This is a genomic window from Stenotrophomonas sp. (genome assembly GCF_032099025.1).
Taxonomy (GTDB): domain Bacteria; phylum Pseudomonadota; class Gammaproteobacteria; order Xanthomonadales; family Xanthomonadaceae; genus Stenotrophomonas.
In genome coordinates, this window is sequence record NZ_DAMCID010000001.1 from 497703 (window position 1) to 522370 (window position 24668).

Genomic DNA, 24668 nt, shown 5'->3' on the forward strand with positions numbered 1-24668 from the left:
AATCTCCGAACGTGACGTGACAATTCTCGGTGACCTACCCGAATCTCCGAACGTGTGACAATTCTCGGTGACCTACCCGAATCTACGAACGTGACGTAACAATTCTCGGTGACCTACCCGAATCTCCGAACGTGACGTGACAATTCTCGGCGACCTACCCGAATCTCCGAACGTGACGTGACAATTCTCGGTGACCTACCCGAATCTCCGAACGTGACGTAACAATTCCGTAGATCCACGCCCTGCGTGGAGACCGCGCGCAGCGCGGCACAAGCGCCCGAAGCCGCTCGATCACGGCTCGCGACCCACCTGCCGACGTTTAGACGTGCCGAAGCCACCCGTAGCGCCGGGCTCTGCCCGGCGCCCTCTCCGTTCCGGCGTCATGAACACCTGACGCGCGTCTTCGGTTGGGTATACACCCGGATGCATGATCGCGAGCCGTGTTTGACGGGCTTCGGATGCTTGTGCCGCGCGTCGCGCGGTGTCCACGCGAGAATCATGCCCCGTTGCGGCGGACGGTCCCGGGCGCGTGGCGACGCGCTCATCGAAATGGCGCCCACCGGCCATGCGGCGCGGCGTGGACCTACGGAATTTGTACGTGCCCAGGCAGATTTAGAGCGGATGACCGCGCGCGTTTGGGTTACGGAGCCGCCAGAATCCGCGCAGGATCCAGCGCCCTTGCCAGCAACTGCTGTTGCCCCTGCACCCCGCTCTTCAACCATTGCGCCAGATCGCGCGGCGTCAGCGGCCTGGAATACAGGTAGCCCTGGATCTCGTCGCAGCCCTGCCGGCGCAGCATCGCTTCTTCCTGCTCGGTCTCCACACCCTCGGCCACGACCTTCATGCCCAGCGCGTGGCCCAGGTGGACGATCGCCTGGGTGACCTCGGCGGTGCCGGCGTCGTGGAGCATGCCCTGCACGAAGCTGCGGTCGATCTTCAGGCGGCCTACCGGGAAGCGGTTAAGGTAATGCAGGTTGGAGAAGCCAGTGCCGAAGTCATCCACCGCCAGCGGCACCCCGTGCCGTTCCAGCACGTCGAAGCAATGCCGGAGCACGTCGGTGTCACGGATCAACGCCGACTCGGTGAGTTCCAGTTCCAGCCGCTGCGGTGACCAGCCATGGGCATGGCAGGTGTCGATCACCCGTTCGGCGAAGCCGCGGTCACGCAGCTGCACGGCCGAGACATTCACCGCCACGCGGTCGAACTGCAGCCCGGCCTTGTCCCACGCCGCCGCCTGGCGGCACGCCTCATTGAGCACCCAATCGCCAATACGGACGATTTCGCCGCATTTCTCGGCAATGGGGATGAACTCGGCCGGGCTGCAGTAGCCGATGCCGGGCCGGTGCCAGCGCAGCAGGGCCTCGATGGCCGGTGGCTGGTCGTGGGTGGCGTGCAGCAGCGGCTGGTAGGCCAGGGTGAACTCCTCGCGCTCGATCGCGCCCAGCAGGGCGTGCTCGATTTCCAGCTTGCGCTGGATGCGCAGCAAGGCGTCCTGGCTGTAGTACTGGTAGGTGTTGCGCCCTGCTTCCTTGGCCGCGTACATCGCCGCATCGGCGGCGCGCAACAGGGAATCGAAATCGTTCCGGCCTTCATCCAGCATTGCGATACCGACACTGGCGCCCACCTTGAGCGTGGTATCGCCACGCTGCAGCGGCTCGGCCAGCGACGCGATCAGCTTGCGCGCCACATGGCCCGCATCTTCCGGATCGGCCAGGTCGCGCAGCACCACGATGAACTCGTCGCCACTGAACCGCCCGAACAGATCGGCGTTGCGCAGGTTCTGATGGAGGCGCGAGGCCGCGGCCTTCAACAGGGCATCGCCGGTGGCGTGGCCGAAGGTGTCGTTGATGGTCTTGAAGCCGTCCAGGTCGATGAACAGCATCGCCAGCGGGGCGCCGCGGTCGCGCGCCACTTCGATGGCATCGGCGGTCTGCTCGCGCAGCAGCATGCGGTTGGGCAGCCCGGTAAGCAGGTCGTAGTGGGCCAGCAGCTCGATGCGCTCGTTGGCCTCGCGTTCGCGGGTGATGTCACGGAACAGCACCACGAAGCGCGTGGGCAGGCCATCGCGGTGGTCCAGCTCGATCAGCACCTGCACCCAGATGCGCAGCCCGGACTGGCGATAGAAACACAGGTCCAGCTGCTCGGGCAGGCCGCCATTGGCGATCCGTGCCAACGCCGCTTCGAACGCGTTGCGCGAGTCCTGGGTGTACAGGGCCAGCGCCTGATCCAGGCTGATGGGCTCCTTGCGCAGCCCATGGATGCGGTAGCACTCCTCGGTCCACTGCATGTTGCGGGTGGCCACCTCGATCTCGCAGCCGCCGATGCGGCCCAGCGCGGAGACCCGGTTGAGCAGCTCGGTGCGCCAGCGGATCAGCGCATCGGTCTGGTGTTGTTCGGTGATGTTCTGCACCTGGCCAAGCAGGCGCTGGATGCGCCCGTCGGGGCCCAGCAGCGGCTGCATCCACAGGCGCATGTGCAGGGAGCCCTCGCCCTCCCGCGGCAGCTCCAGCTCCAGCGTGGCGGGGGTGCCGTCGCGCAGCATGCGCCGCCAGGCGTGCCGAAGCAGGCTGCGCGAGCGCGGCTCGAGCCGGCGCAACCAGCGCCGCCGCCCGGTCAGCGGGTCGTCACCGACCTCCAGCAGGCTGCGGAACTCCGGCGACCACCAGAACTGGCGGTTGTGCGGGTCCCACGACCAACTGCCCATGCTGGCGATGCGCTGTGCTTCTCGCAGGTGCACCTGCTGCTCCAGCAGCAGGGCTTCCATCTGTTTCTGTGCCTGGATGTCGGTATGCGTCCCAACCATGCGCAGCGGCTGGCCATCCACCGTCCGCGCCACCACCCGGCCGCGGTCCAGCACCCAGCGCCAGTCGCCGTCGGGGTGGCGGAGGCGGTACTGCGCCGTGTAGACCTCGCCTTCGCCGCGCAGGTGCGCGTCAAGCGCGGCACGCACGGCAGGCTGGTCATCCGGATGCACCGGGGCCAGCAGCGCCCCACCCGCATCGGCGGCGGCGTATTCGTCATGCGCGGTCGGCGCGTCATCCCAACGCCGCGAGCGGGTCACCGCGTCGCTGGGCAGGTCCCAGTCCCACAGACCGTGCCCGGCGTGGTCCAGCGCCAGCTCCCAGCGACTGCCCGCGTAGGCGGCCACCGGTTCGGGAATGCTCAGGGTGAAGCCCAGCAGGTGGCCATCGGGGTCATGCACCGCGCGCATCCAGCCGTCGAACCGGCCGCGCGGGCCGCCCGGCAGCTGGCAGGGGACCAGCCCACCATCGGCGGCCAGCAGGCGCAGGTCTTCCAGCACTTCACCGTAGGCGGCCACGGTGGCGGGCAGGCCATGCTCGCGCGCGGCGGGATTGGCGGCCAGCGGGCGTCCGTTTCGGTCCAGGATCACCAGGGCCGACGCCAGGGGGTGCTGCAGCAGACTCGCGATAATCCCTTGGTCCACGCGGTAAGACTCCGATAACGCACCCGACGCCCGGGAACGCAATCGTTAGCGGCGGCGGCGAGCGATAGTTGAGTCCCGCGTGCGCCAGGGGGGCGCACAGCCACTACTATGGACCGCCCAGCCGACCCGGATTCCGTCGCCCCCATGCCTGTCGCCCCGCCTGGCCCGCCCACCGACGAACGCCCGCTCGCCAAGGCCCTGCGCCGCGACCGCTGGCGCGTGGTGGTCGGCTACCTGCTGCTGGCCCTGGTGTGGATCCTGTGCAGCGACGCGGCGGTGCAGATCATGGCCACGGACCTGTCCACGGCGGCACGCTGGCAGACCGCCAAGGGGGCGTTCTTCGTCATCACCAGCGGCGCGCTGATCTACCTGCTGCTGCGCCCGCTGGCCCATCACGTCCTGCACACCCATGCGCAGCTGGAGCAGTCCGAGCAGCGCCTCCGGCAACTGTTCGAAGGCAATCCCGGCCCGATCCTGGTCTACGACCTGGACAGCCTGGAGATCCTGGATGTGAACCCGGCCGCCTGCAGCCTGTTCGGCTGGACCCGCGAGGCGTTCACGGCGATGCAGATGACCGCGCTGTGGCCGCCCGGCGACGAGGCGGCGCTGGCCGCCAAGCTGGAACAGATCCGTGCCCAGCCCGATCAGCTGTGCGTGATCACCGCCGACCTGCTGCTCAAGGACGGCAGCCCGCGCCGCATCGAAATGCGCAGCAACTACCTCGACTACGACGGCCGCCCGGCACGGCTGTTGATCGCCATCGACCGCACCCGTGAGGACCAGGCCCTGCGCCGCCGCGACCAGGCCCTGACCCGGGTGGAGGAAGCCCACGAGATGGCCCGCATCGGCGCCTGGGAAGTGGACCCGGCCACCGGCCTGGGACGCTATTCCAACCAGGTCTACCACCTGCTGGGCCGACGCCCGCCGGAGGCGCGACGCTGGCATCGCTTCGAAGAGCTGCTGGTACCTGCCGACCCCGCCACGGCCGCACTGAGCGAGCAGCTGTTGCAGGACATGGGCGGCGAGCAGGTGCAGATCGATGTGCTGCTGCCACTGCTGGCGATGGACGGGCGCGCCCTGATGGTGCACCTGCGCGCGGAGAGCGGCACCGACGACGCCGGCCGCCCGCGGGTACTGGGCACGCTGCAGGATGTGACCGAACGCGAGCAGTCGCGCCGCCTGCTGCGCGAACGCGAGGAACAGTTCCGCGAACTGGTGCGGGTACTCCCCGACGGCGTGGTGATCCTGTCGGACGAACACGTGCTGTACGCCAACGCCTGCGCGGCCGCGCAGTTCGGCTACGGCCAGCACACCCTGCTGGGCGAGCCGCTGGCCGCGCTGGTGGTGGCGCAGGACCTGGCGCGGGTACGCGCGCAGCTGTTCGCGCCCATTCCGCTGCCCACCACCGGCGGCAGCGAGGTGATCGGCATGCGCCGGCTCGACGGCCAGTGCTTCCAGGCCGGCCTGGCGGTGGGCGACGTGCGCTACGGCGGGCGCAACTGCAAGCTGCTGATCGTGCGTGACCTGAGCGAGCCCGAACGCATCCGCGAAGCGCTGGAAACCAGCAACCGCGAGCTGCAGGCCATGGCCGGGCGGCTGTTCTCGCTGCAGGAGGACGAGCGCCGCGCCATCTCGCGCGACCTGCACGACGACATCGGGCAGGCCATCACCGCAATGAAGCTGTCCGCCTACGCCGCCCAGGACGAAGCCGACGAGCGTCGGCGTGGCGAGGACCTGGAGCAGATCATCCAGCTCGCTGACGCCACCGTCGGCAAGCTGCGCGACATCTCCACCCTGCTGCGCCCGCCGCAGTTGGACGCACTGGGACTGGAAGCCGCGCTGCGCTGGCAGGCCGGCATGCTGTTCCGTTCGGCGTCGATCGAGCTGCTGGCCGACATCCAGCCGCTGCCGCGGCGCCCGCAGGGCGACATCGAGCAGGCCTGTTTCCGCATCGCGCAGGAAAGCCTGACCAATGTGCTGCGCCACGCGCGCTCCAGCCAGGTCAGCCTGAAGCTGCACGACGTGGACGACCACGGCCTGCACCTGCAGGTGCGCGATGACGGCGAAGGGTTCGACCCGGACGGCCCGCGCGGGCTGGGCCTGATCGTGATGCGCGAGCGCGCGCAGAGCGTGGGCGGCACCCTCAAGATTGAATCGGCGCATGGTGCAGGCACCCTGGTCGATCTGTACCTGCCGTACCGCATCGACGGTACGGCCACCTCCGACACCCTGGAACATTGAGTCATGTGGAACCCTTCCCTGCCCCTGGTCAGCATCGAGGACGCACCGCCCCGCCTGGGCGCGGGCAATCCGGAACTGCAGGCCATGGTCAACGAGGCCGCCTCGGGCGGCACCCCGCTGATGCTGATGCACGTGGACATCGACCACTTCGCGTCGGTAAACGAAAACATGAGCGCCGAAGTCGGCGACCAGGCGCTGGTGCTGGTGGCCCAGCGCCTGCAGCACCACCTGCGCGGGCGCGGCAAGCTGTGGCGGCATGGCAGCGACGAATTCCTGCTGGCGGTGCCGCGCACGCCGGACCTGCCGCTGCCCGATGACCTGGCCGAAGAGATCCGCCAGCAGCTGGAGCTGCCGCTGTCGGTGCTGCCGTACACCTTGTTCATGACCGGCAAGCTGGGCGTGAGCCTGTGCCCGGAACACGCCACGGAGACCTCGCGGCTGCTCGACCACGCGGAGGACGCGCTGTACCAGGCGGCGCGCGAAGGCGGCAATGCGGTGCGCATCCACGCGGTGAACACCCCGTCGAGCGCGCACAGCGAGAGCATCATCGCGCGGCAGATCGTCGACGCCATTCCCAATGGCGAACTGAAGCTGCGCTACCAGCCGCTGGTGAGCGCCCGCGATGGCCACGTGGTGGGCATGGAGGCGCTGCTGCGCTGGCAGTCGCCCACGCTGGGCATGCTGGTGCCGGAGCGCTTCATGCGCACGGCCGAGCGGCTGGGCATCATCGTGCAGATCGGCACGTGGGTGCTGGAGGGTGCGCTGAAGCAGGCACGGCTGTGGCGCGACCAGGGTTTCGACGACTTCACGATCGCGGTGAACGTCTCCACCCTGCAGTTGCTGCGCCCGAATTTCTTCGCCGAGGTGATGGCGTTGATGCAGACGGCAGGCGTGCCGGCGCAGATGCTGACGCTGGAAATCAACGAGAGCGCGCTGACCAACAACGTCAACTTCGTCCACGAGACGCTGGTGAACCTGCGCAACGAAGGCATCAGCCTGAGCCTGGACAACTTCGGCACGGGCGATTCCAGTCTGAGCGCGCTGGTCCGCTACCCGGTGGACAAGCTGAAGATCGACCGCAGTTTCATCAAGAGCGCCCCGGCGGGCAACCGCGAGGCCGCGATCGCGCGCGCGATCATCGCGATGGGCCACCAGCTGGGCATGACGGTGATCGCCAACGGGGTGGAGTCGCAGGCGCAGCTGGGCTTCCTGCGCCGCAACGACTGCGATGTGTTCCAGGGCTACCTGTTCGGCGAGCCGATGTCGGCCGATGCGGCGGGGATGACGCTGCGTCGGCGCTACCTGCGCCCGGAGGCGTTCGCGGAGACACGCCCGGACCGCACGCTGCTGCTGCTGGACGATGAGGAGAACGTGCTGCGCTCGCTGGTCCGCCTGTTCCGTCGCGACGGCTACCGTATCCTGGCGGCAGGCAACGTGCGCGATGCCTTCGACCTGCTGGCGATCAACGATGTGCAGGTGATCCTGTCCGACCAGCGCATGAGCGACATGAGCGGCACGGAATTCCTGGGCCGGGTGAAGATGCTCTACCCGGACACGATCCGCCTGGTGCTGTCGGGCTACACCGACCTCAACACGGTCACCGACGCCATCAACCGCGGCGCGATCTACCGCTTCCTGACCAAGCCGTGGAACGACGACGAGCTGCGCAAGCACATCCACCAGGCGTTCCGCACGCACGAAGAGCAACGCCGCGCGAACACGGCGCAACCGGCGGCGATGTCGGCGCCTGAGGGCGAATAGTCGGATTACGGCTTACGTCGAAAGGCAGCTATTCGCTGCTACGTGCAGGGGCGGCCGGCGGGCAGCCCCCTCCGGGACACGCCGTGAATCCATCCATGGAGGCTTGTCAAAAACATCCATGTTTTTGACAGTCCCTACGGGGGCTACCCGCCGGCCGCCCCCCATACATGGTCGTGTGCGGTGTGGAAAAGCAAACACGCTTGGGGCGTGCCTGTCGTTTCCTTGGCCACCAGCCAACTGTCGAAGGGTCGGCGGGGGTGGGTTTGCGGGACTGTAGAAAACATGGATGTTTTCTACAAGCCCCCATGGATGGGTTTACGGCGTGTCCCGCAAACCCGCACCCGCCGGCCCAGCTCAGACCATGCGCGGCCAAACGGCTGTCCGCCCGAAACCATCAACAGCCGGGCAACGCCCGGCGTCACCGCACAACACGCAATCACGCCATCGCGAAGGTCAGCGCGGCTGCTTGATCGGCAGCACCAGGCGGAATTTCGAGCCTACGCCCGGCGTGCTGTCCAGGTCGATGCGGCCGTGGTGCTTGTTGATGATGCTGTAGGAGATCGACAGGCCCAGGCCGGTGCCGCTGCCGACCGGCTTGGTGGTGAAGAACGGATCGAAGATGCGCTGGCGCAGCTCCGGCGAAATGCCGCCGCCGGTGTCTTCGAATTCCACCCAGACGTAGTCGCCATCCACGCCGGTGCTCACCGTGATGGTGCCGCGTTCGGCAATGGCGTGGCCTGCGTTGAGCAGCAGGTTCATGTAGACCTGGTTGAGCTCGGACGGCAGGCACTCCACCAGCGGCAGCTGGCCGAACTCGCGGTGCAGGGTCACCTTGTACTTGAGCTCGTTCCAGATGATGTTGATCGTGGATTCCAGGCCCGAATGCAGGTCCACCAGCTTCCACGATTCGTCGCGACCGGAGTACGAGAAGTCCTTCAGGTCGCGCACGATGCGGGTCACCCGCTCGATGCCCTCGCGCGACTCCGCCATCAGCTGCGGCAGGTCGCGGCTGATGAAGTCGATGTCGAAACGGTTGCGGATGTCGTCGATCTCGGGGATCAGCGCCTTCGGATCCGGTGCGCGCAGCGCCCGCTCGTAGGCCTCGATCACGGTGAACAGGCTGCGCAGGTACTCCTGCAGGCTGCCCAGGTTGGAGTGCACGTAGCCGATCGGGTTGTTGATCTCGTGCGCCACGCCGGCGGCCAGCTGGCCGATGGAGGCCATCTTCTCCGACTGCAGCAGCTTTTCCTGCGTGCCGTTGAGGCGCAGGTAGGCCTGGCGCAGCTCGGCATGGCGCTGCTGCAGCTCACGCTCATAGTCTTCCTGGCCTTCGATGCGGCGGAACAGGGCCAGGTAATGGCGCTGGCCGGCATCGTCGTGCTGGTAGATATGGGCGATGACCATGCGCTCGCCGACCGGCAGGCTGCCGTTCCAGTGGCCGTGCTGGCGCGCGTGTTCAAGCGCGTCGGGCGGCAGCATCTGGCGCAGCCATTGCGCCGCATCCACCTGGGCATCGCGCTCGGCCTGGCCGAGCATCTCGCGCACGGCGGCATTGGCCACGGCCACGCTGCCGTCTTCGCGGAACAGGAGCACGCCTTCGTTGATCCGCTCGAACAGGGCGAGCAGGACGGGCTGCGGCGGCAGCGGTGCGGTGACAAGGGTGGTAGACACGGTCACGGTCACATCGGGCAGTCAAACAGGACGCCCACTATATCCGTGTTGGAAAGAGACGGGCGCCGCAGGCGCCCTGCCCGACTCAGGCAACGGCCAGCGGACGCCGCGTGTGCAGGGTGTTGGACTGGCCCTTGGCGTCGTACGCCGAGGCCTCTTCGCTGCGACCCAGCTGGCGCAATGCCCAGTTGACCTCGCGGCGGCGGCGCGCCAGCAGCACGCCGTTGGCGCGGTTGCGTTCGGCCAGCTCCTGCAGGCGCTCGTTCTGCCCCACCGGCAGCGTGGCTTCCAGCGCACGCAGCGCGTCGAGCTTGGCACCGGTGGCGCGGATCAGGGCCTGCACGTCGTGCTCGACCAAGGCCTGGCGTTCCACGTCCAAGGCCTCGCTGAGGCGCTGCAATGGCTCGCTCATCGCCAGTTTCATCCCTGCAGCTGCTGGTCCAGCTCAAGCATGCGCGAGGCGATCGCGTCCGGGTTGATCTTGTAGGTGCCGTTCTGCAACGACTCGCGCACGGCCTGTACGCGGCCGGCGTCGATCGCCGGGGCCGTGCTCAGTTCGCGCTGCAGGGCCTGCAGGCTGGTGGCTTCGCCGGTCAGCCGGAGGCTGTCGGCAGCTTCCACGGGGCGCGCCGGGGCATCGGTGCCGACGCTGGGCTTGGTCCCCGGCGCAATGCTGCGCAGATGGGCGGTAGCCTGCAGGTTGCCGTCGATTTTCTGGCTCATGGGTCTGTCCTGGAGTTGCGGTTCACAAGGGATAACGGCACGGGGACCGCCATCTTTAGGGTCTTTTGGGCGGTTTGGGTGATTTTGGTCAGCGCGTCACAAAAACGTCGCCACTGGCCGCCACCGTACCCTGCACTATCTTGCGTGACGACAGATTCTCTACCGAAACGCGTTCATTTTCACCGGCGTCAGCCAGGGCCTTGCCCGCCACCCGGACCTCCACCCCGCCGAAACGGGAGACCAGCGCCACACTGTCGCCCCGCCGGACCAGCCGCTGGGCGACCAGGTCGTTGGCCGACAGCAGGCTGCCGGCGCTCAGGGTACGGCGGGCGACCCGGCCGACCGCCGCCGCCGGATCGGCCAGGGCGGCACCGGCGATCCGGGCCACGTCGCGCTGTGCGGTGGTGATATCGGCCACCCCCAGCGTTTCTCCAGCGGCAACGCCGCGGTTGAGGATGAGCACGGTCTGGTTGCGGCGCACCTTGACCGGCACGAACAGGCGCCAGCCGCCGGCATCGGGGCAGCTCACCTCGACGGTGCTGGTACCGGTGGGCTGCGCGCGCAGCGCCTGGCCACACGCAGGCAGGCGCAGGGCCGAATCCAGGGTGGTGTCGCCTTCGCTGCCAGCCGGCAGGGTCGACAGCGCCGCCGTGCGGATGCTGTCCACGGGCTGCCAGCTGCCGGCCGCCTGGGCAGGCGGCGACGCAAGCGCGACCGCGGCGATTAGGGCGGTGGCAATAAACAGGATACGCATGGCGGCTCCGGGGGCATGGCACATGCGCAGCGTCATGCAAGCGGTGTGCCGAAGCCGGCGGGCAGCGCGGCCCTCAAGTGATCGCCGACGGCGCCGATACCACCCCCATGTCACATGACCTGCTCAACCGCATCGACCAGCGCACGCGCCTGGCTGGCCACAACCGCCTCGCCCTGCTGTTGTTCCGCCTCGGCGGACGTCAGCTTTTTGGCGTCAATGTGTTCAAGGTGCAGGAAGTCCTGCGCCGACCAGACCTGTTCCAGGTGCCGGGCCTGCCCAGCCAGTTCGCCGGCGTGGCCGACGTACGGGGCCGCTCGGTCCCGGTACTGGACCTGGGCCTGGCCATTGGACACCCCGAACGTGAGCCCGACGCCGACAAGGCCCCGGGCTATCTGGTGGTGACCGAGTTCAACCGGTCGATCCAGGGCTTCCTGGTGAGCGGGGTCGAACGCATCGTCAACATCGCGGTGGAAGACATCCACCCGCCGCCGGAACTGGGTGCCGAGTCGAGCTACCTGACCGCGGTGACCCGCTTCCAGGGCGAGCTGATCCAGGTGATCGACGTGGAAAGCGTGCTGGCCGACATCGCCCAGGTCCGTGGCGAAGCGGTGCTGGACCCGTCGATGGCGCTGTCGCTGGTCAGCGATGCCCCGCAGCTGCAGGTGCTGGTGGTGGACGACTCGCGGGTCGCCCGCCAGCAGATCCGCAGCGTGCTGGACCAGCTGGGGGTGGGCGCGACCCTGCTCTCGGACGGCAAGCAGGCGCTGGACCACCTGCTGCAGATCCACGCCGCCGGCGAAAACCCGGCCGAGCGTTACGCCATGGTCATCTCGGACATCGAGATGCCGGCCATGGACGGCTACACCCTGACGACGGAAATCCGCCGCCACCCGGGCCTGGCCGGCCTGTACGTGCTGCTGCACACCTCCCTCTCGGGCGTCTTCAACAACGCCATGGTCGAGCGGGTGGGTGCGAATGCCTTCGTGGCCAAGTATTCGCCCCACGAACTGGCCGATTTCGTGCTGGAGCGGCTGCGGAAGGTCGCGCAGGCGGCGTGACCCCCCAGAGGCATCCACGGTCCTGCGCCAAGAGCATCCACGCAGGGCGTGGATCTACGCCCCACCCCCACGCCCCACGCCGACCGGGCTGGGGGCCGCTTTTGATTACGTGATCGTCCTGCGCACGTAACAATTCGTAGGTCCACGCCGCGCCGCATGACCGGCGTGCGCCATTTCCATGAACGCGTCGCCACGCGCCCGGGACAAACCGCGTCTGCGGGGCATGATTCTGTTGCGTGGACACCGCGCGACGCGCGGCACACGCGTCCGAAGCCGACGCGGCAACGGCTGCCCGCCGTCGGTCCGGCGTTTAGAGACGGCCGAAGTCGCCCATCAGGCGTTCATGACCCCGTAACGAAGAGCATCCACGCAGGGCGTGGATCTACGCCCTCAGGGCGCACGCGCTCGCTTCTGGCACAGCCCTTGCACCACCCCACACATCGTCCCGTGGGAGTGCGCCATGCCCAACCTGATTTCCGACTATCTGGGTGTCCATGCCCAGGCCATGCCGTTGCGCGAGCAGCGGATGAAGCTGATTGCCAGCAACCTGAGCAATGCCGACACCCCCGGGTACAAGGCCCAGGACCTGGACTTCGATGCCGCCCTGCGCAATGCCCAGGGGGCCGACAGCAATGGCCTGATGAAGACCACCAGTGAGCAGCACTACGCCATTGGCGGCGGGCTCAACCCGTTCCAGATCACGAAGGAAGGCGTGCAGCCGAGCATCGACGGCAATACCGTCGATCCCGATGCCGAGCGGGCCGCCTATGGCCGCGCCGCGCTGGAATACCGCGCCTCGCTGAGCTTCGTCGAATCCAAGGTGCGCTCCATGCTCACCGCGATCACGGGGCAATAAGCCATGAGCAACCTGCCCATTTTCGATATTGCCGGCTCCGCGCTGCAGGCCCAGTCCGTGCGCATGAGCACCCTGGCCTCCAACCTGTCCAACGCCGACACCATCGCCGGCTCCGCCGACGCCGTGTACAAGCCGCTGGAGCCCATCTTCCAGTCGGTCACCAGCCGCACCGACCCGAACATCACCACCGTCCAGGTCAAGGAAATCAGCCAGAGCAACGCCGCGCCGATCAAGCGCTACGAGCCCGGCCATCCGCTGGCCGACGGCGACGGCTACATCTACCAGCCCGACGTGGACCCGGTCGCGCAGATGGTCAACCTCATTTCGACCTCGCGCAATTACCAGGCCGGCGTGGAGATGCTCACCACCGCCAAGGAACTGGCGCTGGCCACCCTGACCATGGGTCGCTGACCCCTCATTCCCCAGGACATACCGTCATGAGCACCACCAGCGGCGTCGGCAGCACCGACATCTACAGCGCCTTGGGCCTGAACGCGCCCAACAGCGATACCACCAAGAAGAAGGACACCCTGGACCAGGCCGATTTCCTGCGCCTGATGACCGAGCAGCTGCAGCACCAGGATCCGCTCAAGCCGATGGACAACACCCAGATGGTCGCGCAGATGGCGCAGCTGTCCCAGGTGCAGGGCATCAACGACCTCAACACCACGGTCAAGGGCTTCCAGGAATCCATGTCCAGCGACCAGGTCCTGCGCGGTGCCGCGCTGGTGGGTCACGACGTGCTGGTGCCCTCGACCAAGTGGCAGCTGGAAGCCGAGGGCGATACCACCGGCATGGTCGCCGCGCCCGGCGCCGGCTACGTCACCGTCGACATCACCGATGCCAACGGGGTCAAGGTCACCCAGCTCAACGTCGAGGCCAAGGAAGCCGGCGAAGTCACCTTCAACTGGGACGGCAAGGATGCCAGCGGCAACCGCATGGCCGCCGGCAGCTACACCATCGCCGCCACCCACACCGACAGCGCCGGTGCCCAGACCAAGATCAACACCTACGTCGAAGCCCCGGTGGAAAGCGTCACCGTCGGTTCCGATGGCCTGTACCTCAACCTCAAGGGCCTGGGCACGGCCCCGATCGACTACGTGCTGCGCGTCAGCTGAGTCACTTCGTCACGCATCCAAGGAGAACCCCATGGGCTTCAACATCTCGCTGTCCGGCATCAATGCCGCCAATGCCGACCTGAACGTCACCGCGAACAACATCGCCAACGTCAACACCACCGGCTTCAAGGAATCGCGCGCCGAGTTCGCCGACCTGTTCTCGGCCACCAGCTACGGCCTGTCCAAGAACGCCATCGGCTCGGGCGTGCGCCTGAGCAACGTCGCCCAGCAGTTCTCGCAGGGCAACAACGAGCAGACCGGGCGCAGCCTGGACATGGCCATCTCCGGTGAGGGCTTCTTCACCATGAGCATGAACGGTGCCCGCGTATACTCGCGCGCCGGCAACTTCCAGACCGACCAGGCCGGTTACGTGACCAACCCGCAGGGCGCGCGCCTGCAGGTGTTCGCGCCGAACGCCGACGGCACCAGCTTCGACAGCGGCCGCCTCACCGACCTGCAGCTGCTCACCACCGACAGCCCGCCCAAGCAGACCGGCAAGGTCAACGTGGCGTTCACCCTGCCGGCCAACGCCAAGCAGCCGACGCTGGCGACATTCGACCCGACCGATTCCAACAGCTACAACCAGTCCACCGGCGGCATCACCGTGTATGACTCGCTGGGCGTGAGCCACACCCAGACCTCGTACTTCGTCAAGACCGCCACCGCCAACGAGTGGCAGGTCCACAACTATGTCGACGGCCAGGCGGTAGGCACGCCCTCCACCCTGACCTTCAACGACGCCGGCGCCCTCACCGCCCCGGCCAACGGCCAGATCGTCATGGACCCGTTCACCCCGACCACCGGCGCCGGCACCCTGGCGATGACCCTGGATGTCACGGGCTCCACCCAGTACGGCGAGAAGTTCGCCCTGCGCAACACCCAGCAGGACGGCTACGCTGCCGGCAAGCTCAATGAAATCACCGTGTCCGAAGAAGGCGTGGTCTACGCGCGCTACACCAACGGCGACGACAAGCCGCTGGGCCAGGTCGCACTGACCACCTTCAACAACTCCCAGGGCCTGGAAGCCAAGGGCAACAACCTGTGGGTGGAAACCTTCAGCTCCGGCACCCCGCGTACCGGTGCGCCGGACAGCTCCAACCTGGGCAAGGTGCAGGCCGGTTCGCTGGAAGCGTCCACCGTCGACCTGACCGAGCAGCTGGTCAACATGATCACCGCGCAGCGCAACTTCCAGGCCAACTCGCAGATGGTCTCCACGATGGACCAGATCACGCAGACCATCATCAACATCCGTTGATGAGCCACTGACCGCAGCACGGGAACACAACGATGGACAAGGCTCTCTACGTCGCGATGACCGGTGCACGCGCCTCCCTGCAGGCGCAGGGCACGCTGTCGCACAACCTGGCCAACACCGATACCCCCGGATTCAAGGAAGCCCTCGCCAATACCGAGGCCTTCCCGATCAAGGGCACCGGCTACGCCTCGCGCGTGGATGCCCTGCACGTCGACGCCGGCTTCAACCGGCGCATGGGCGCGCAGCACATCACCGGCAACGCGCTGGATCTGTCGCTGCAGGCCGGCAACTGGCTGGCGGTGCAGGCGCCGACCGGTGGCGGTGAAGCCTACACCCGCGGCGCATCGCTCTCGATCACGCCCAATGGCCAGCTGGTCACCGCCGGCGGCCATCCGGTGCTGGACGAGAACGGCGCCCCGATCGCGGTGCCGCCGCACCAGGCCATGGACATCGGCAATGACGGCACCATCTCGATCATCCCGCAGGGCGAAGGTCCGCAGACCATGGCCGTGATCGGCCGCATCCGCGTGGTGCAGGCCGAGGATGCGCGGCTGGAACGCGGGCTGGACGGCCTGATGCGCAACACCGATCCGCAGCAGCCCTTCGTGCAGGCCCAGGGCAAGTCGCTTGAAAGCGGCCAGCTGGAAGGAAGCAACGTGGACGCCGCCGGGGCGCTGGTGCAGATGATCCAGCTGCAGCGCCAGTACGAAATGCAGGTGAAGGTGATCAAGCACGGCGACGAAAACGCCCGCAGCGCCAATTCCCTGCTGCGCCTGGGCAGCTGATCCGGGGCCGCGACGTAATTCCGGCGCGGTTCTGGCACGCGCCATGCATGAGCCAAGACAACGGCCCCGCCAGGTGGCCACCCGCACCAATACAGGAACAACGCCATGAACCAGGCATTGTGGATCGCAAAGACCGGACTGGATGCGCAGCAGACGCGCATGTCGGTGGTGTCCAACAACCTCGCCAACACCAACACCACCGGCTTCAAGCAGGACCGTGCCAGCTTCGAAGACCTGCTGTACCAGCAGGTGCGCCAGCCCGGCGGTTCCTCGTCGGCGCAGACGCAGCTGCCCAGCGGCCTGCAGTTGGGTACCGGCGTGCGCGTGGTGGCGACCTCCAAGAATTTCGAACAGGGCAGCCAGCAGCAGACCGGTCGCGCCCTGGACGTGATGGTCAACGGCCGCGGCTTCTTCGAAGTGCAGATGCCCGACGGTTCGTCGGCCTACACCCGCGACGGTTCCTTCCAGCGCAACCAGGATGGCGAGCTGGTTACCAACAGCGGCTACCCGGTACAGCCGGGCATCCAGATTCCGGAAGGCGCGCAGTCGCTCACCATCGGCACCGACGGCACCATCAGCGTGAAGATGGCCGACGACGCCGCGTCGGTCGAGATCGGCGCACTGACCCTGACCGACTTCGTCAATCCGGCAGGCCTGCAGGCACGCGGCGAGAACCTGTTCCTGGAAACCACTGCGTCGGGCCCGGCCCAGAACGGCAACCCCGGCCTCAACGGCCTGGGCAGCGTGGTGCAGGGCGCGCTGGAAGGCAGCAACGTCAACGTGGTCGAAGAGCTGGTGTCGATGATCGAAACCCAGCGCGCCTACGAAATGAACGCCAAGGCCATCTCCACCACCGACTCCATGCTCGGCTACCTCAACAACAACGTCTGATCGGCCGAACCGGGAACCTGCCATGTCGCCTCTGCGCCCTACCCTCCGCCTGCTGCTCGCCAGTGCCGTGATCGCCCTGCTCGGCGGCTGCGTGATTGCTGGCGACGTGCGCCCCTACCCGGCCATGGCGCCCATCGTCCCCGTGGTTGCGCCGAGCGCGCCAGCCACGGCCGGTGCCATCTACGCCGCCGGCCCCGGCCTGCAGCTGTACTCGGACCGCCGCGCACGCGATGTGGGTGACCTGCTCACCATCACGCTGACCGAATCCACCACCGCGCAGACCACCGCCAACACCAGCACCAACAAGGAATCGGAAGTGAGCATCGGCTCGCCGACCATCTTCGGTGCACCGGTCACGCTGGGCGGCAAGGACATCCTCAGTGCCAGCGCCGCCGGCACCCGCGACTTCACCGGCAAGGGCACCAGCGCGCAGAGCAACCGCCTGCAGGGCAGCGTGACCGTCACGGTGATGCAGCGCCTCCCCAACGGCAACCTGGTCGTGCAGGGCGCCAAGAACCTGCGCCTGAACCAGGGCGACGAGCTGGTGCAGGTGCAGGGCATCGTGCGCGCCGCGGACATCTTCCCCGACAACACCATTCCTTCCAGCCGCGTGGCCGATGCACGCATCGTCTACGGCGGCCGCGGTCCCGTCGCCCAGTCCAATGCCATGGGCTGGTTGAGCCGCTTCTTCAACTCGGCGCTGACGCCGTTCTGAGGCTGATATGAAGAGCATTTTTTCGATGATTTCCGCGAATCCACGCAGGGCGTGGATCTACGTCATTGCTACATCCCTGCTCTGCATGTCTTCGGCTTCGGCAGAGCGCATCAAGGACCTGGCCCAGGTCGGCGGCGTGCGCGGCAACGCGCTGGTCGGCTACGGCCTGGTGGTGGGCCTGGATGGCAGCGGCGACCGCACCAGCCAGGCGCCCTTCACCGTACAGAGCCTGAAGAACCTGCTCGGCGAGCTGGGCGTGAACGTGCCGGCCAACGTCAACCCGCAGCTGAAGAATGTGGCCGCCGTGGCGATCCATGCCGAGCTGCCGCCGTTCGCCAAGCCGGGCCAGCCGATCGACATCACCGTCTCCTCCATCGGCAACGCGGTATCGCTGCGCGGCGGTTCGCTGCTGATGGCGCCCCTGCGCGGTGCCGACGGCCAGGTCTACGCCATCGCCCAGGGCAACCTGGTGGTCGGCGGCTTCGGCGTGCAGGGCAAGGACGGCTCGCGCGTGTCGGTGAACGTGCCCAGCGTGGGCCGCATTCCCGGCGGCGCCACCGTCGAGCGCGCCCTGCCCGACGTGTTCAGCGCCGGCGGCGAAATCACCCTGAACCTGCACAAGAACGACTTCACCACGGTGTCGCGGATGGTGACGGCACTGAACAGCGCATTCGGCGAAGGCGCGGCGCGCGCCGTGGACGGCGTGACGGTGGCGGTGCAGTCGCCCAACGACCCCGGCGCCCGCATCGGCCTGCTGGCCCGCATCGAAAACCTCGAACTCACCCCCGGCACCGCGCCGGCCAAGGTGGTCGTCAATGCACGTACCGGCACCGTGGTCATCGGCTCGCAGGTGCGGGTGGGCGCTGCCGCCATCTCGCATGGCTCGCTGACGGTGACCATCAACGAGAACACCAATGTCAGCCAGCCCAACGCGTTTGCGGGTGGGCAGACCGTGGCCAGTCCGCAGTCGACCATCACCGCCACCAACGACGGCAGCCGCATGTTCAAGTTCACCGGCGGCACCACGCTGGACGAGATCGTGCATGCGGTAAACGCGGTCGGCGCGGCCCCGGGCGATCTGATCGCGATCCTGGAAGCCCTCAAGCAGGCCGGCGCGCTGAGTGCCGAACTCGAGGTGATCTGATGCGCATCCAACCGTCCCTGGAGCTCAACCCTGCCCAGGCCAACAGCCCGGCCAAGGTCGACAAGGTGGCGCGCCAGCTGGAAGGCCAGTTCGCGCAGATGCTGGTCAAGAGCATGCGTGATGCCAGCTTCGGCGACTCGCTCATGCCCGGCGAAAACACGATGTTCCGCGACATGTACGACCAGAAGATCGCTGAAGCCATGACCCGTGGCCGCGGCCTGGGTCTGTCGGTGATGATCTCGCGCCAGCTCGGCGGCGGCGACGGCGAGACCGCCAAGCCCACCGACACCAGCCTCAACCCGGCGGCCGCGCTGCGTGCCTACCGGCTCAATGCCCCGGCCGCAGCGCCGATCGCACTGCCCACCGGCAGCGCACCGGCGGCCGCGCCGAGCGAAGTGGACCTGCTGCAGCAGCTGGGCGGCGGTGAACCCGCGGCCGTCCTGCAGCCGATGGAACGCGCGCTGGACCTGATCGCCGGCCGCGAAAGCAGCCAGATGCACGAGGCGATCGGCCGCAGCGATCCCTACGGTGCCCTGCCCGCCGCCGATCCGTCCACGCAGAACTGGGCCATGGCCGATGACCGCTGGCGGGAGGTGGGCGCCACCGCCTCCGCCGCGGCACCGACCGCGGTGGACACGCTGGCCGGCAGCACCGCCGCCGCCCAGCTCGGCCCGCACACCCCGGAAGGGTTCGTGGCCAGCATCTGGGGCCACGCCCAGCAGGCCGCACGCGAACTGGGTGTGGACGCCAAAGCGCTGGTCGCCCAGGCCGCACTGGAAACCGGCTGGGGCCGCAAGCTCATCCAGCGCAATGGCGGCGGCAGCTCGCACAACCTGTTCGGGATCAAGGCCAGCGGCTGGAGCGGCGAGCGCGCCACCACCGGCACCCATGAGTACGTCGATGGCGTGCGCCGCAACGAAACCGCCAGCTTCCGCGCCTACACCTCGGTCAGCGACAGCTTTGCCGACTATGTGAAGCTGCTCAAGAACAGCCCGCGCTATCAGAACGCGCTGCAGGCCGGCGGCGATGTCCGCGGCTTCGCGCAGGGCCTGCAGAAAGCCGGCTACGCCACCGACCCCAGCTACGCGGCCAAGATCGCCGCGATCGCCGGCGGCCCGACCATCGAGCGCGCTATCGCCGCCGTGGGCGATGCCAGCCAGCGCCTGGGACGCACTTTTGCCAGCACCGCCAGCCCTGCCGGGCTGGGGGCAATCCGTCGTTGAGGTAACCCATGTCCGTACTTTCCACCGGCACCAGCGCCCTGCTCGCCTTCCAGCGGGCCCTGGCGACCACCAGCCATAACGTCGCCAACATCAATACGCCCGGCTACAGCCGGCAGAAGGTGGACTTCGCCACCGCCACCCCACAGAACCTGGGGTATGGCGACATCGGCAACGGCACCCGCATCACCGACGTGCGCCGCGTGGCCGACCAGCTGGCGATTTCGCGCCTGCTCGACAGCAGCGGCGAACTGGCACGCCTGAAGCAGCTGTCCACCCTGGCCGATCGCGTGGATTCGCTGTTCTCCGATACCGCCACCAATGTATCGGGCGTGTGGTCGAACTTCTTCGATTCGGTCAGCGGCCTGTCGTCCAACGCCTCGGGCACCGCCGACCGGCAGAACCTGCTCGACAACGCCGGCACGCTGGCCAGCCGCTTCAAGCAGCTCAATGAAAGCCTCAACACGCTCAACGGCGAGGTCAACAACGGCCTGATCGCCGGCGCCTCGGAAGTGAACCGCCTGGCGGCCGAGATCGCCCAGCTCAACGGCGCCATCGGCAGCAACGCGAATACTGCCGCGCCCGACCTGCTTGACCGCCGCGACCAGCTGGTGGCCAACCTGATCGGCTACACCGGCGGCACCGCGGTGATCCAGGACGGCGGCTTCATGAACGTCTATACCGCCGGCGGCCAGGCCGTGGTGGTGGGCACCACCGCCAGCAAGGTCACCACCGTCACCGACCCCTACCAGCCCGAACGGCTGCAGCTGGCGATGGAAACCCAGGGCCAGAAGATCACCCTGGACCCGAAGAGCCTGGGCGGCCAGATCGGCGGCCTGCTCGAATTCCGCACCACCGTGCTCACCCCGACCCAGGCCGAGCTGGGCAAGCTCGCCGTGGGCCTGGCCAGCAGCTTCAACGAGACCCATCACCAGGGCGTTGATCTGTACGGCAACATGGGCGCGGACTTCTTCAGCTACGGCAGCCCGCGCGTGACCGGCAATACCGGCAACACCGGGTCGGCCAGCTTCAGCGCCAGCTTCGGCGACCTGTCCAAGCTGGATGGCCAGAACATCGTGCTCAAGTTCGACGCCGGCACCTGGCAGGCGACCCGTGCCGATACCGGCGCTGCGGTGCCGATGACCGGCACCGGCACCGCGGCCGATCCGCTGGTCCTCAACGGCGTGTCGCTGGTGATGTCCGGCGCCCCGGCGCAGAACGACCGCTTCCTGCTGCAGCCGACCGCCGGCGTGGCCGGCACGCTGGCAGTGGCCATCACCGACACCTCGCGCATCGCCGCCGCCGCTCCCGTCAAGGCCGCCGCCGGTCTCACCAACACCGGCACCGGCAAGGTCAGCGGCGTGGCGGTGACCGACTACGCCAATGCGAACCTGCGCAATCCGGCCGCGATCGTGTTCACCAGCGCCACCGAGTACACCGTCGATGGCACCGGGCCGTTCACCTACACGGCCGGCCAGACCATCAGCGCCAACGGCTGGAGCTTCGTGCTGGATGGTGCGCCCAAGCTCGGCGACAGCTTCAACATCAGCCCCACCCCGGCCGGCTCCAGCGACAACACCAATGCCCTGCTGCTGGCGAAGGTGGAGGACGCCAAGACCTTCAACGCCGGTACCGTCACCCTCAACGGCGCACTGGGCGGCCTGACCACCCTGGTCGGCTCGGCCGCGCGTGGGGCCGACTACTCGCTGCAGGCCCAGCAGGTCATCACCGACCAGGCGCAGGCCTCGCGCGACTCGGTGTCCGGGGTGAACCTCGACGAGGAAGCCGCCGACATGCTCAAGCTGCAGCAGGCCTACCAGGCCGCGTCGCAGCTGATCTCCACTGCCGACACCATGTTCCAGACCATCCTCGGAGCCGTTTCGCGATGAACAACCGAATCTCGACCGGGATGATGTTCAACCAGTCCATCTCGATGATGATGGCCAAGCAGAGCAAGATGAACCACCTCGAACAGCAGCTGGCCACGGGCAAGAAGCTGGTGAGCGCCAAGGACGACCCGGTCGCGGCCGGTACCGCCGTGGGGCTGGACCGCGCCGTGGCCGAGCTGGACCGCTTCGCCCGCAATGGCGACGTGGTGCAGAACCGTCTGGGCCTGCAGGAAAACGCGTTGGCCCAGGCCGGCGACATGATGGCCCACATCACCGAGCTGACCATCCAGGCCAACAACCCGGCCCTGTCCGCGGCCGACCTGAAGTCGATCGCCTCCGAGCTGAAAAGCGTGCGTGACGGCCTGCTGTCGCTGGCCAACAGCACCGACGGCACCGGCCGTTACCTGTTCGGCGGCACTGACGACGCCGATGCGCCGTTCAAGCTCAGCAATGGCGTGGTCACCTACAACGGCGACCAGACCCAGCGCCAGGTGGAAGTGGCACCGGACACCTTCGTCAAGGACGCCCTGCCCGGCAGCGAGATCTTCCTGCGCATCCGCACCGGCGACGGCACCCTGGACGGCAGCGCCGCCACCACCAACACCGGCACCGGCGTGCTCACCACCTTCGGCCGCGACCCGGCCTCGGGCAACTGGGACGGCGCCAGCTACACCCTGCGCTTCACCGGCACGGATGCCTACGAAGTGGTGGATGCCAGCAATACGGTGGTCAAGACCGGTGTGTTCAAGGCCGGCGATGACATCACCTTCGCCGGCGTTTCCATGCGGATCGAGGGCGAACCCAAGACCGGCGACAGCTTCGGCATCGGCACGGCCGACGCACGCGACATCTTTGCCACGCTCGACGGCATGATCACCGCCCTCGACAACGCCGCCGACGACCCGACGTCCGTGGCCCGCCAGCAGAACATCCTGCAGTCCGGCATCCGCGACGTCGCCCGCGCCTCGGAGAAGTTCATCGACGCGCGTGCGGCCGGCGGTGCCCAGTTGAAGGCCATCGACGATGCCGGCGCGCTGCGCGATGCCAACGGCGTCACCCTGAAGACCACATTGTCCGCGATGCGCGACCTGGACTACGCCGAAGCCATCGGCCAGTACCAGCTCGAGCAGATCTCCCTGCAGGCCGCGCAGACCATTTTCACCCAGATGCAGCAGATGTCGTTGTTCAACGCCATCCGCTGACATAGCGCGTACGCCGGGCGTCGAACGCCCCGCATTGCAGGCTGTTGCGCGCATTCCGGAGCCGTTCCGGATGCGCGCAACCCCCGACCATCACCCCCACCGGGTGATGTTTTCCGCGTTTTTTTCTCAAGCCTCCGGCATTACCGCCGTTATCTCTCCTGCAACAGCTGCATCCGCCACGGATGCGGTCTCTGCGTCAACTCCGGGTGCACGCCGTGGCCGGAACTTGCCCACAGGAAAGAGATAAATGGCACAAGTAATCAATACCAACGTGATGTCGCTGAACGCTCAGCGCAATCTGTCGACCAGCGGTTCCAGCCTGGCCACCACGATCCAGCGCCTGTCCTCGGGCCTGCGCATCAACAGCGCCAAGGACGACGCGGCCGGCCTGGCCATCTCCGAACGCTTCAGCACCCAGATCCGCGGCCTGGACGTGGCCGTGCGCAATGCCAACGACGGCATTTCGCTGGCGCAGACCGCCGAAGGCGCGATGGTCGAAATCGGCAACAACCTGCAGCGTATCCGTGAGCTGTCGGTGCAGTCGGCCAATGCGACCAACTCCGACAGCGACCGCGAGGCGCTGAATGCCGAAGTCAAGCAGCTGACCTCGGAAATCGACCGCGTCTCCCGCCAGACCAACTTCAACGGCACCAAGCTGCTGGACGGCTCGTTCTCCGGCGCCCTGTTCCAGATCGGCGCCGATTCGGGCCAGACCATCGGCATCAACAGCATCGTCAACGCCAGCACCTCGGAGCTGGGCAATGGCCTGTACGCCGCCAAGCAGACCTCGACCGCTGCGCCGATCACCGGCACCGCTACCGCCAAGGGCACCGTCAGCGACATGGAAATCAACGGCATCGCCATTGATGCCGTGGACGTCGCCGTGGGCGACAAGGCCGCCGACGTCAGCAAGAAGCTGGTCAACGCGATCAACGACAAGATGGACCAGAGCGGCGTGTATGCCTCGCTGGACAAGGATGGCAAGCTGGAACTGACCTCGCTGAAGTCGGGCAAGGATTTCGAGTTCACTGCCGCCACCACTGACGCCGCCGGCCTGACCATGGCCATGGCCGGCCTGGCCGACGCTGATGCCGACGCCCGTGACACCGTCAGCGGCGTGGACATCTCCTCGGTGGCCGGTGCGCAGAAGGCACTGTCGATCGTTGACGATGCCCTGAAGTCGGTGAACTCCTCGCGCGCCGACATGGGTGCGATCCAGAACCGCTTCACCTCCACCATCGCCAACCTGAACACGACCTCGGAAAACCTGTCCGCGTCGCGCAGCCGTATCCGCGACACCGACTACGCCAAGGAAACCGCCGAACTGACCCGCACGCAGATCCTGCAGCAGGCCGGCACCGCGATGCTGGCCCAGGCCAACCAGTCGCCGTCGAGCGTGATGAGCCTCCTGCAGGGTTGATGCCTGCGGTGGGTGTGTAACGAAGAACCCCGCGAAAGCGGGGTTTTTTGTTGACAAACGAAAAAACGCACGTCCGGGCCTAAAGGTTCCCGCCGGGGTGTCGTTAATGATTTCAACCAGGGCACATCGCCCACTGCCTCCCCCGAGGCACCCCAACCAAACCGCATCACCTTCGTACCCAGGAGCACGGAAATGGCACAAGTCATCAACACCAATGTGATGTCGCTGAACGCACAGCGCAATCTGTCGACCAGCGGTTCCAGCCTGGCTACCACCATCCAGCGCCTGTCCTCGGGCCTGCGCATCAACAGCGCCAAGGACGATGCCGCCGGACTGGCCATCTCCGAGCGCTTCAGCACCCAGATCCGCGGCCTGGACGTTGCCGTGCGCAACGCCAACGACGGCATCTCGCTGGCCCAGACCGCCGAAGGCGCGATGGTTGAAATCGGCAACAACCTGCAGCGCATCCGTGAACTGTCGGTGCAGTCGGCCAACGCCACCAACTCCGACAGCGACCGCG

20 protein-coding genes and 1 pseudogene are annotated in these 24668 nt (G+C 67.3%); 16 read left to right on the top strand and 5 right to left on the bottom strand.

Annotated features, from left to right (window positions below; translation table 11 throughout):
* Nucleotides 1-640: 640 nt before the first annotated feature.
* On the bottom strand, nt 641-3445 hold the full coding sequence (locus tag RT456_RS02145; protein ID WP_313341828.1) for an EAL domain-containing protein: 2805 nt from the start codon (nt 3443-3445) through the stop codon (nt 641-643).
* A gap of 144 nt (nt 3446-3589) precedes the next feature.
* On the opposite strand from RT456_RS02145, the gene RT456_RS02150 reads away from it, so the two are divergent.
* Together RT456_RS02150 and RT456_RS02155 are read left to right on the top strand one after the other, a co-directional pair.
* The gene (locus RT456_RS02150; protein ID WP_313341831.1) at nt 3590-5686 is read left to right on the top strand and encodes a PAS domain S-box protein; all 2097 of its coding nucleotides are present in this window, start codon (nt 3590-3592) and stop codon (nt 5684-5686) included.
* A gap of 3 nt (nt 5687-5689) precedes the next feature.
* Nucleotides 5690-7447: an EAL domain-containing protein gene (locus RT456_RS02155; RefSeq protein ID WP_313341834.1), complete on the top strand. Its 1758-nt coding sequence runs from the start codon at nt 5690-5692 to the stop codon at nt 7445-7447.
* Nucleotides 7448-7900: 453 nt separating this feature from the next.
* Here the strand turns inward: RT456_RS02155 and RT456_RS02160 are convergent, their stop codons facing one another.
* From RT456_RS02160 to flgA, 4 genes are all read right to left on the bottom strand, one after another.
* Nucleotides 7901-9124: an ATP-binding protein gene (locus tag RT456_RS02160; protein WP_313341837.1), complete on the bottom strand. Its 1224-nt coding sequence runs from the start codon at nt 9122-9124 to the stop codon at nt 7901-7903.
* Between the two features lie 79 nt (nt 9125-9203).
* Nucleotides 9204-9542: a flagellar protein FlgN gene (locus tag RT456_RS02165; RefSeq protein ID WP_313341839.1), complete on the bottom strand. Its 339-nt coding sequence runs from the start codon at nt 9540-9542 to the stop codon at nt 9204-9206.
* Nucleotides 9539-9841, bottom strand: coding sequence for a flagellar biosynthesis anti-sigma factor FlgM (flgM, locus tag RT456_RS02170; protein ID WP_313341842.1), 303 nt, complete (start codon nt 9839-9841; stop codon nt 9539-9541). The genes RT456_RS02165 and flgM overlap by 4 nt, the downstream gene beginning before the upstream one ends.
* Before the next feature lie 88 nt (nt 9842-9929).
* Nucleotides 9930-10586 carry a flagellar basal body P-ring formation chaperone FlgA gene (flgA, locus tag RT456_RS02175; RefSeq protein WP_313341923.1) on the bottom strand — a complete coding sequence of 219 codons (657 nt, stop codon included), beginning with the start codon at nt 10584-10586 and terminating at the stop codon, nt 9930-9932.
* A 116-nt stretch (nt 10587-10702) separates the two neighbouring features.
* Between flgA and RT456_RS02180 the strand changes: the two genes are divergently transcribed.
* The 14 genes and pseudogenes from RT456_RS02180 to RT456_RS02245 form a co-directional block, all read left to right on the top strand.
* The gene (locus RT456_RS02180) at nt 10703-11653 is read left to right on the top strand and encodes a chemotaxis protein (protein ID WP_313341845.1); all 951 of its coding nucleotides are present in this window, start codon (nt 10703-10705) and stop codon (nt 11651-11653) included.
* Nucleotides 11654-12113: 460 nt separating this feature from the next.
* Nucleotides 12114-12509 (top strand): flagellar basal body rod protein FlgB, encoded by a 396-nt coding sequence (gene flgB, locus RT456_RS02185; RefSeq protein ID WP_313341848.1) that lies wholly within the window; start codon nt 12114-12116, stop codon nt 12507-12509.
* A 3-nt stretch (nt 12510-12512) separates the two neighbouring features.
* The gene (flgC, locus tag RT456_RS02190) at nt 12513-12920 is read left to right on the top strand and encodes a flagellar basal body rod protein FlgC (RefSeq protein ID WP_214903342.1); all 408 of its coding nucleotides are present in this window, start codon (nt 12513-12515) and stop codon (nt 12918-12920) included.
* A 26-nt stretch (nt 12921-12946) separates the two neighbouring features.
* Nucleotides 12947-13627 (top strand): flagellar hook capping FlgD N-terminal domain-containing protein, encoded by a 681-nt coding sequence (locus tag RT456_RS02195; protein WP_313341854.1) that lies wholly within the window; start codon nt 12947-12949, stop codon nt 13625-13627.
* A 31-nt stretch (nt 13628-13658) separates the two neighbouring features.
* Nucleotides 13659-14882 (top strand): flagellar hook protein FlgE, encoded by a 1224-nt coding sequence (gene flgE / locus RT456_RS02200; protein WP_313341857.1) that lies wholly within the window; start codon nt 13659-13661, stop codon nt 14880-14882.
* Between the two features lie 32 nt (nt 14883-14914).
* Nucleotides 14915-15667 (top strand): flagellar basal body rod protein FlgF, encoded by a 753-nt coding sequence (locus tag RT456_RS02205; protein ID WP_313341859.1) that lies wholly within the window; start codon nt 14915-14917, stop codon nt 15665-15667.
* 105 nt (nt 15668-15772) lie between these two features.
* Complete coding sequence (gene flgG / locus RT456_RS02210; protein WP_313341861.1) at nt 15773-16558, top strand: flagellar basal-body rod protein FlgG; 786 nt, start codon at nt 15773-15775, stop codon at nt 16556-16558.
* 22 nt (nt 16559-16580) lie between these two features.
* On the top strand, nt 16581-17273 hold the full coding sequence (gene flgH / locus RT456_RS02215) for a flagellar basal body L-ring protein FlgH (RefSeq protein WP_313341863.1): 693 nt from the start codon (nt 16581-16583) through the stop codon (nt 17271-17273).
* An 85-nt stretch (nt 17274-17358) separates the two neighbouring features.
* A complete protein-coding gene (locus RT456_RS02220) occupies nt 17359-18417 on the top strand; it encodes a flagellar basal body P-ring protein FlgI (protein ID WP_313341866.1) in 1059 nt (352 codons plus the stop codon).
* On the top strand, nt 18417-19640 hold the full coding sequence (gene flgJ / locus RT456_RS02225; RefSeq protein WP_313341869.1) for a flagellar assembly peptidoglycan hydrolase FlgJ: 1224 nt from the start codon (nt 18417-18419) through the stop codon (nt 19638-19640). Before RT456_RS02220 ends, flgJ begins: the two co-directional genes overlap by 1 nt.
* Before the next feature lie 8 nt (nt 19641-19648).
* Nucleotides 19649-21526 (top strand): flagellar hook-associated protein FlgK, encoded by a 1878-nt coding sequence (flgK, locus tag RT456_RS02230; RefSeq protein WP_313341871.1) that lies wholly within the window; start codon nt 19649-19651, stop codon nt 21524-21526.
* Nucleotides 21523-22728, top strand: a complete 1206-nt coding sequence (flgL, locus tag RT456_RS02235; protein ID WP_313341873.1) for a flagellar hook-associated protein FlgL — start codon at nt 21523-21525, stop codon at nt 22726-22728. The genes flgK and flgL overlap by 4 nt, the downstream gene beginning before the upstream one ends.
* 247 nt (nt 22729-22975) lie before the next feature.
* Entirely contained in the window at nt 22976-24148 is a 1173-nt protein-coding gene (locus RT456_RS02240) for a flagellin (protein WP_313341876.1), read from the top strand.
* 192 nt (nt 24149-24340) lie between these two features.
* Nucleotides 24341-24668 (top strand): annotated as a pseudogene (locus RT456_RS02245) (flagellin); the annotation flags it as partial.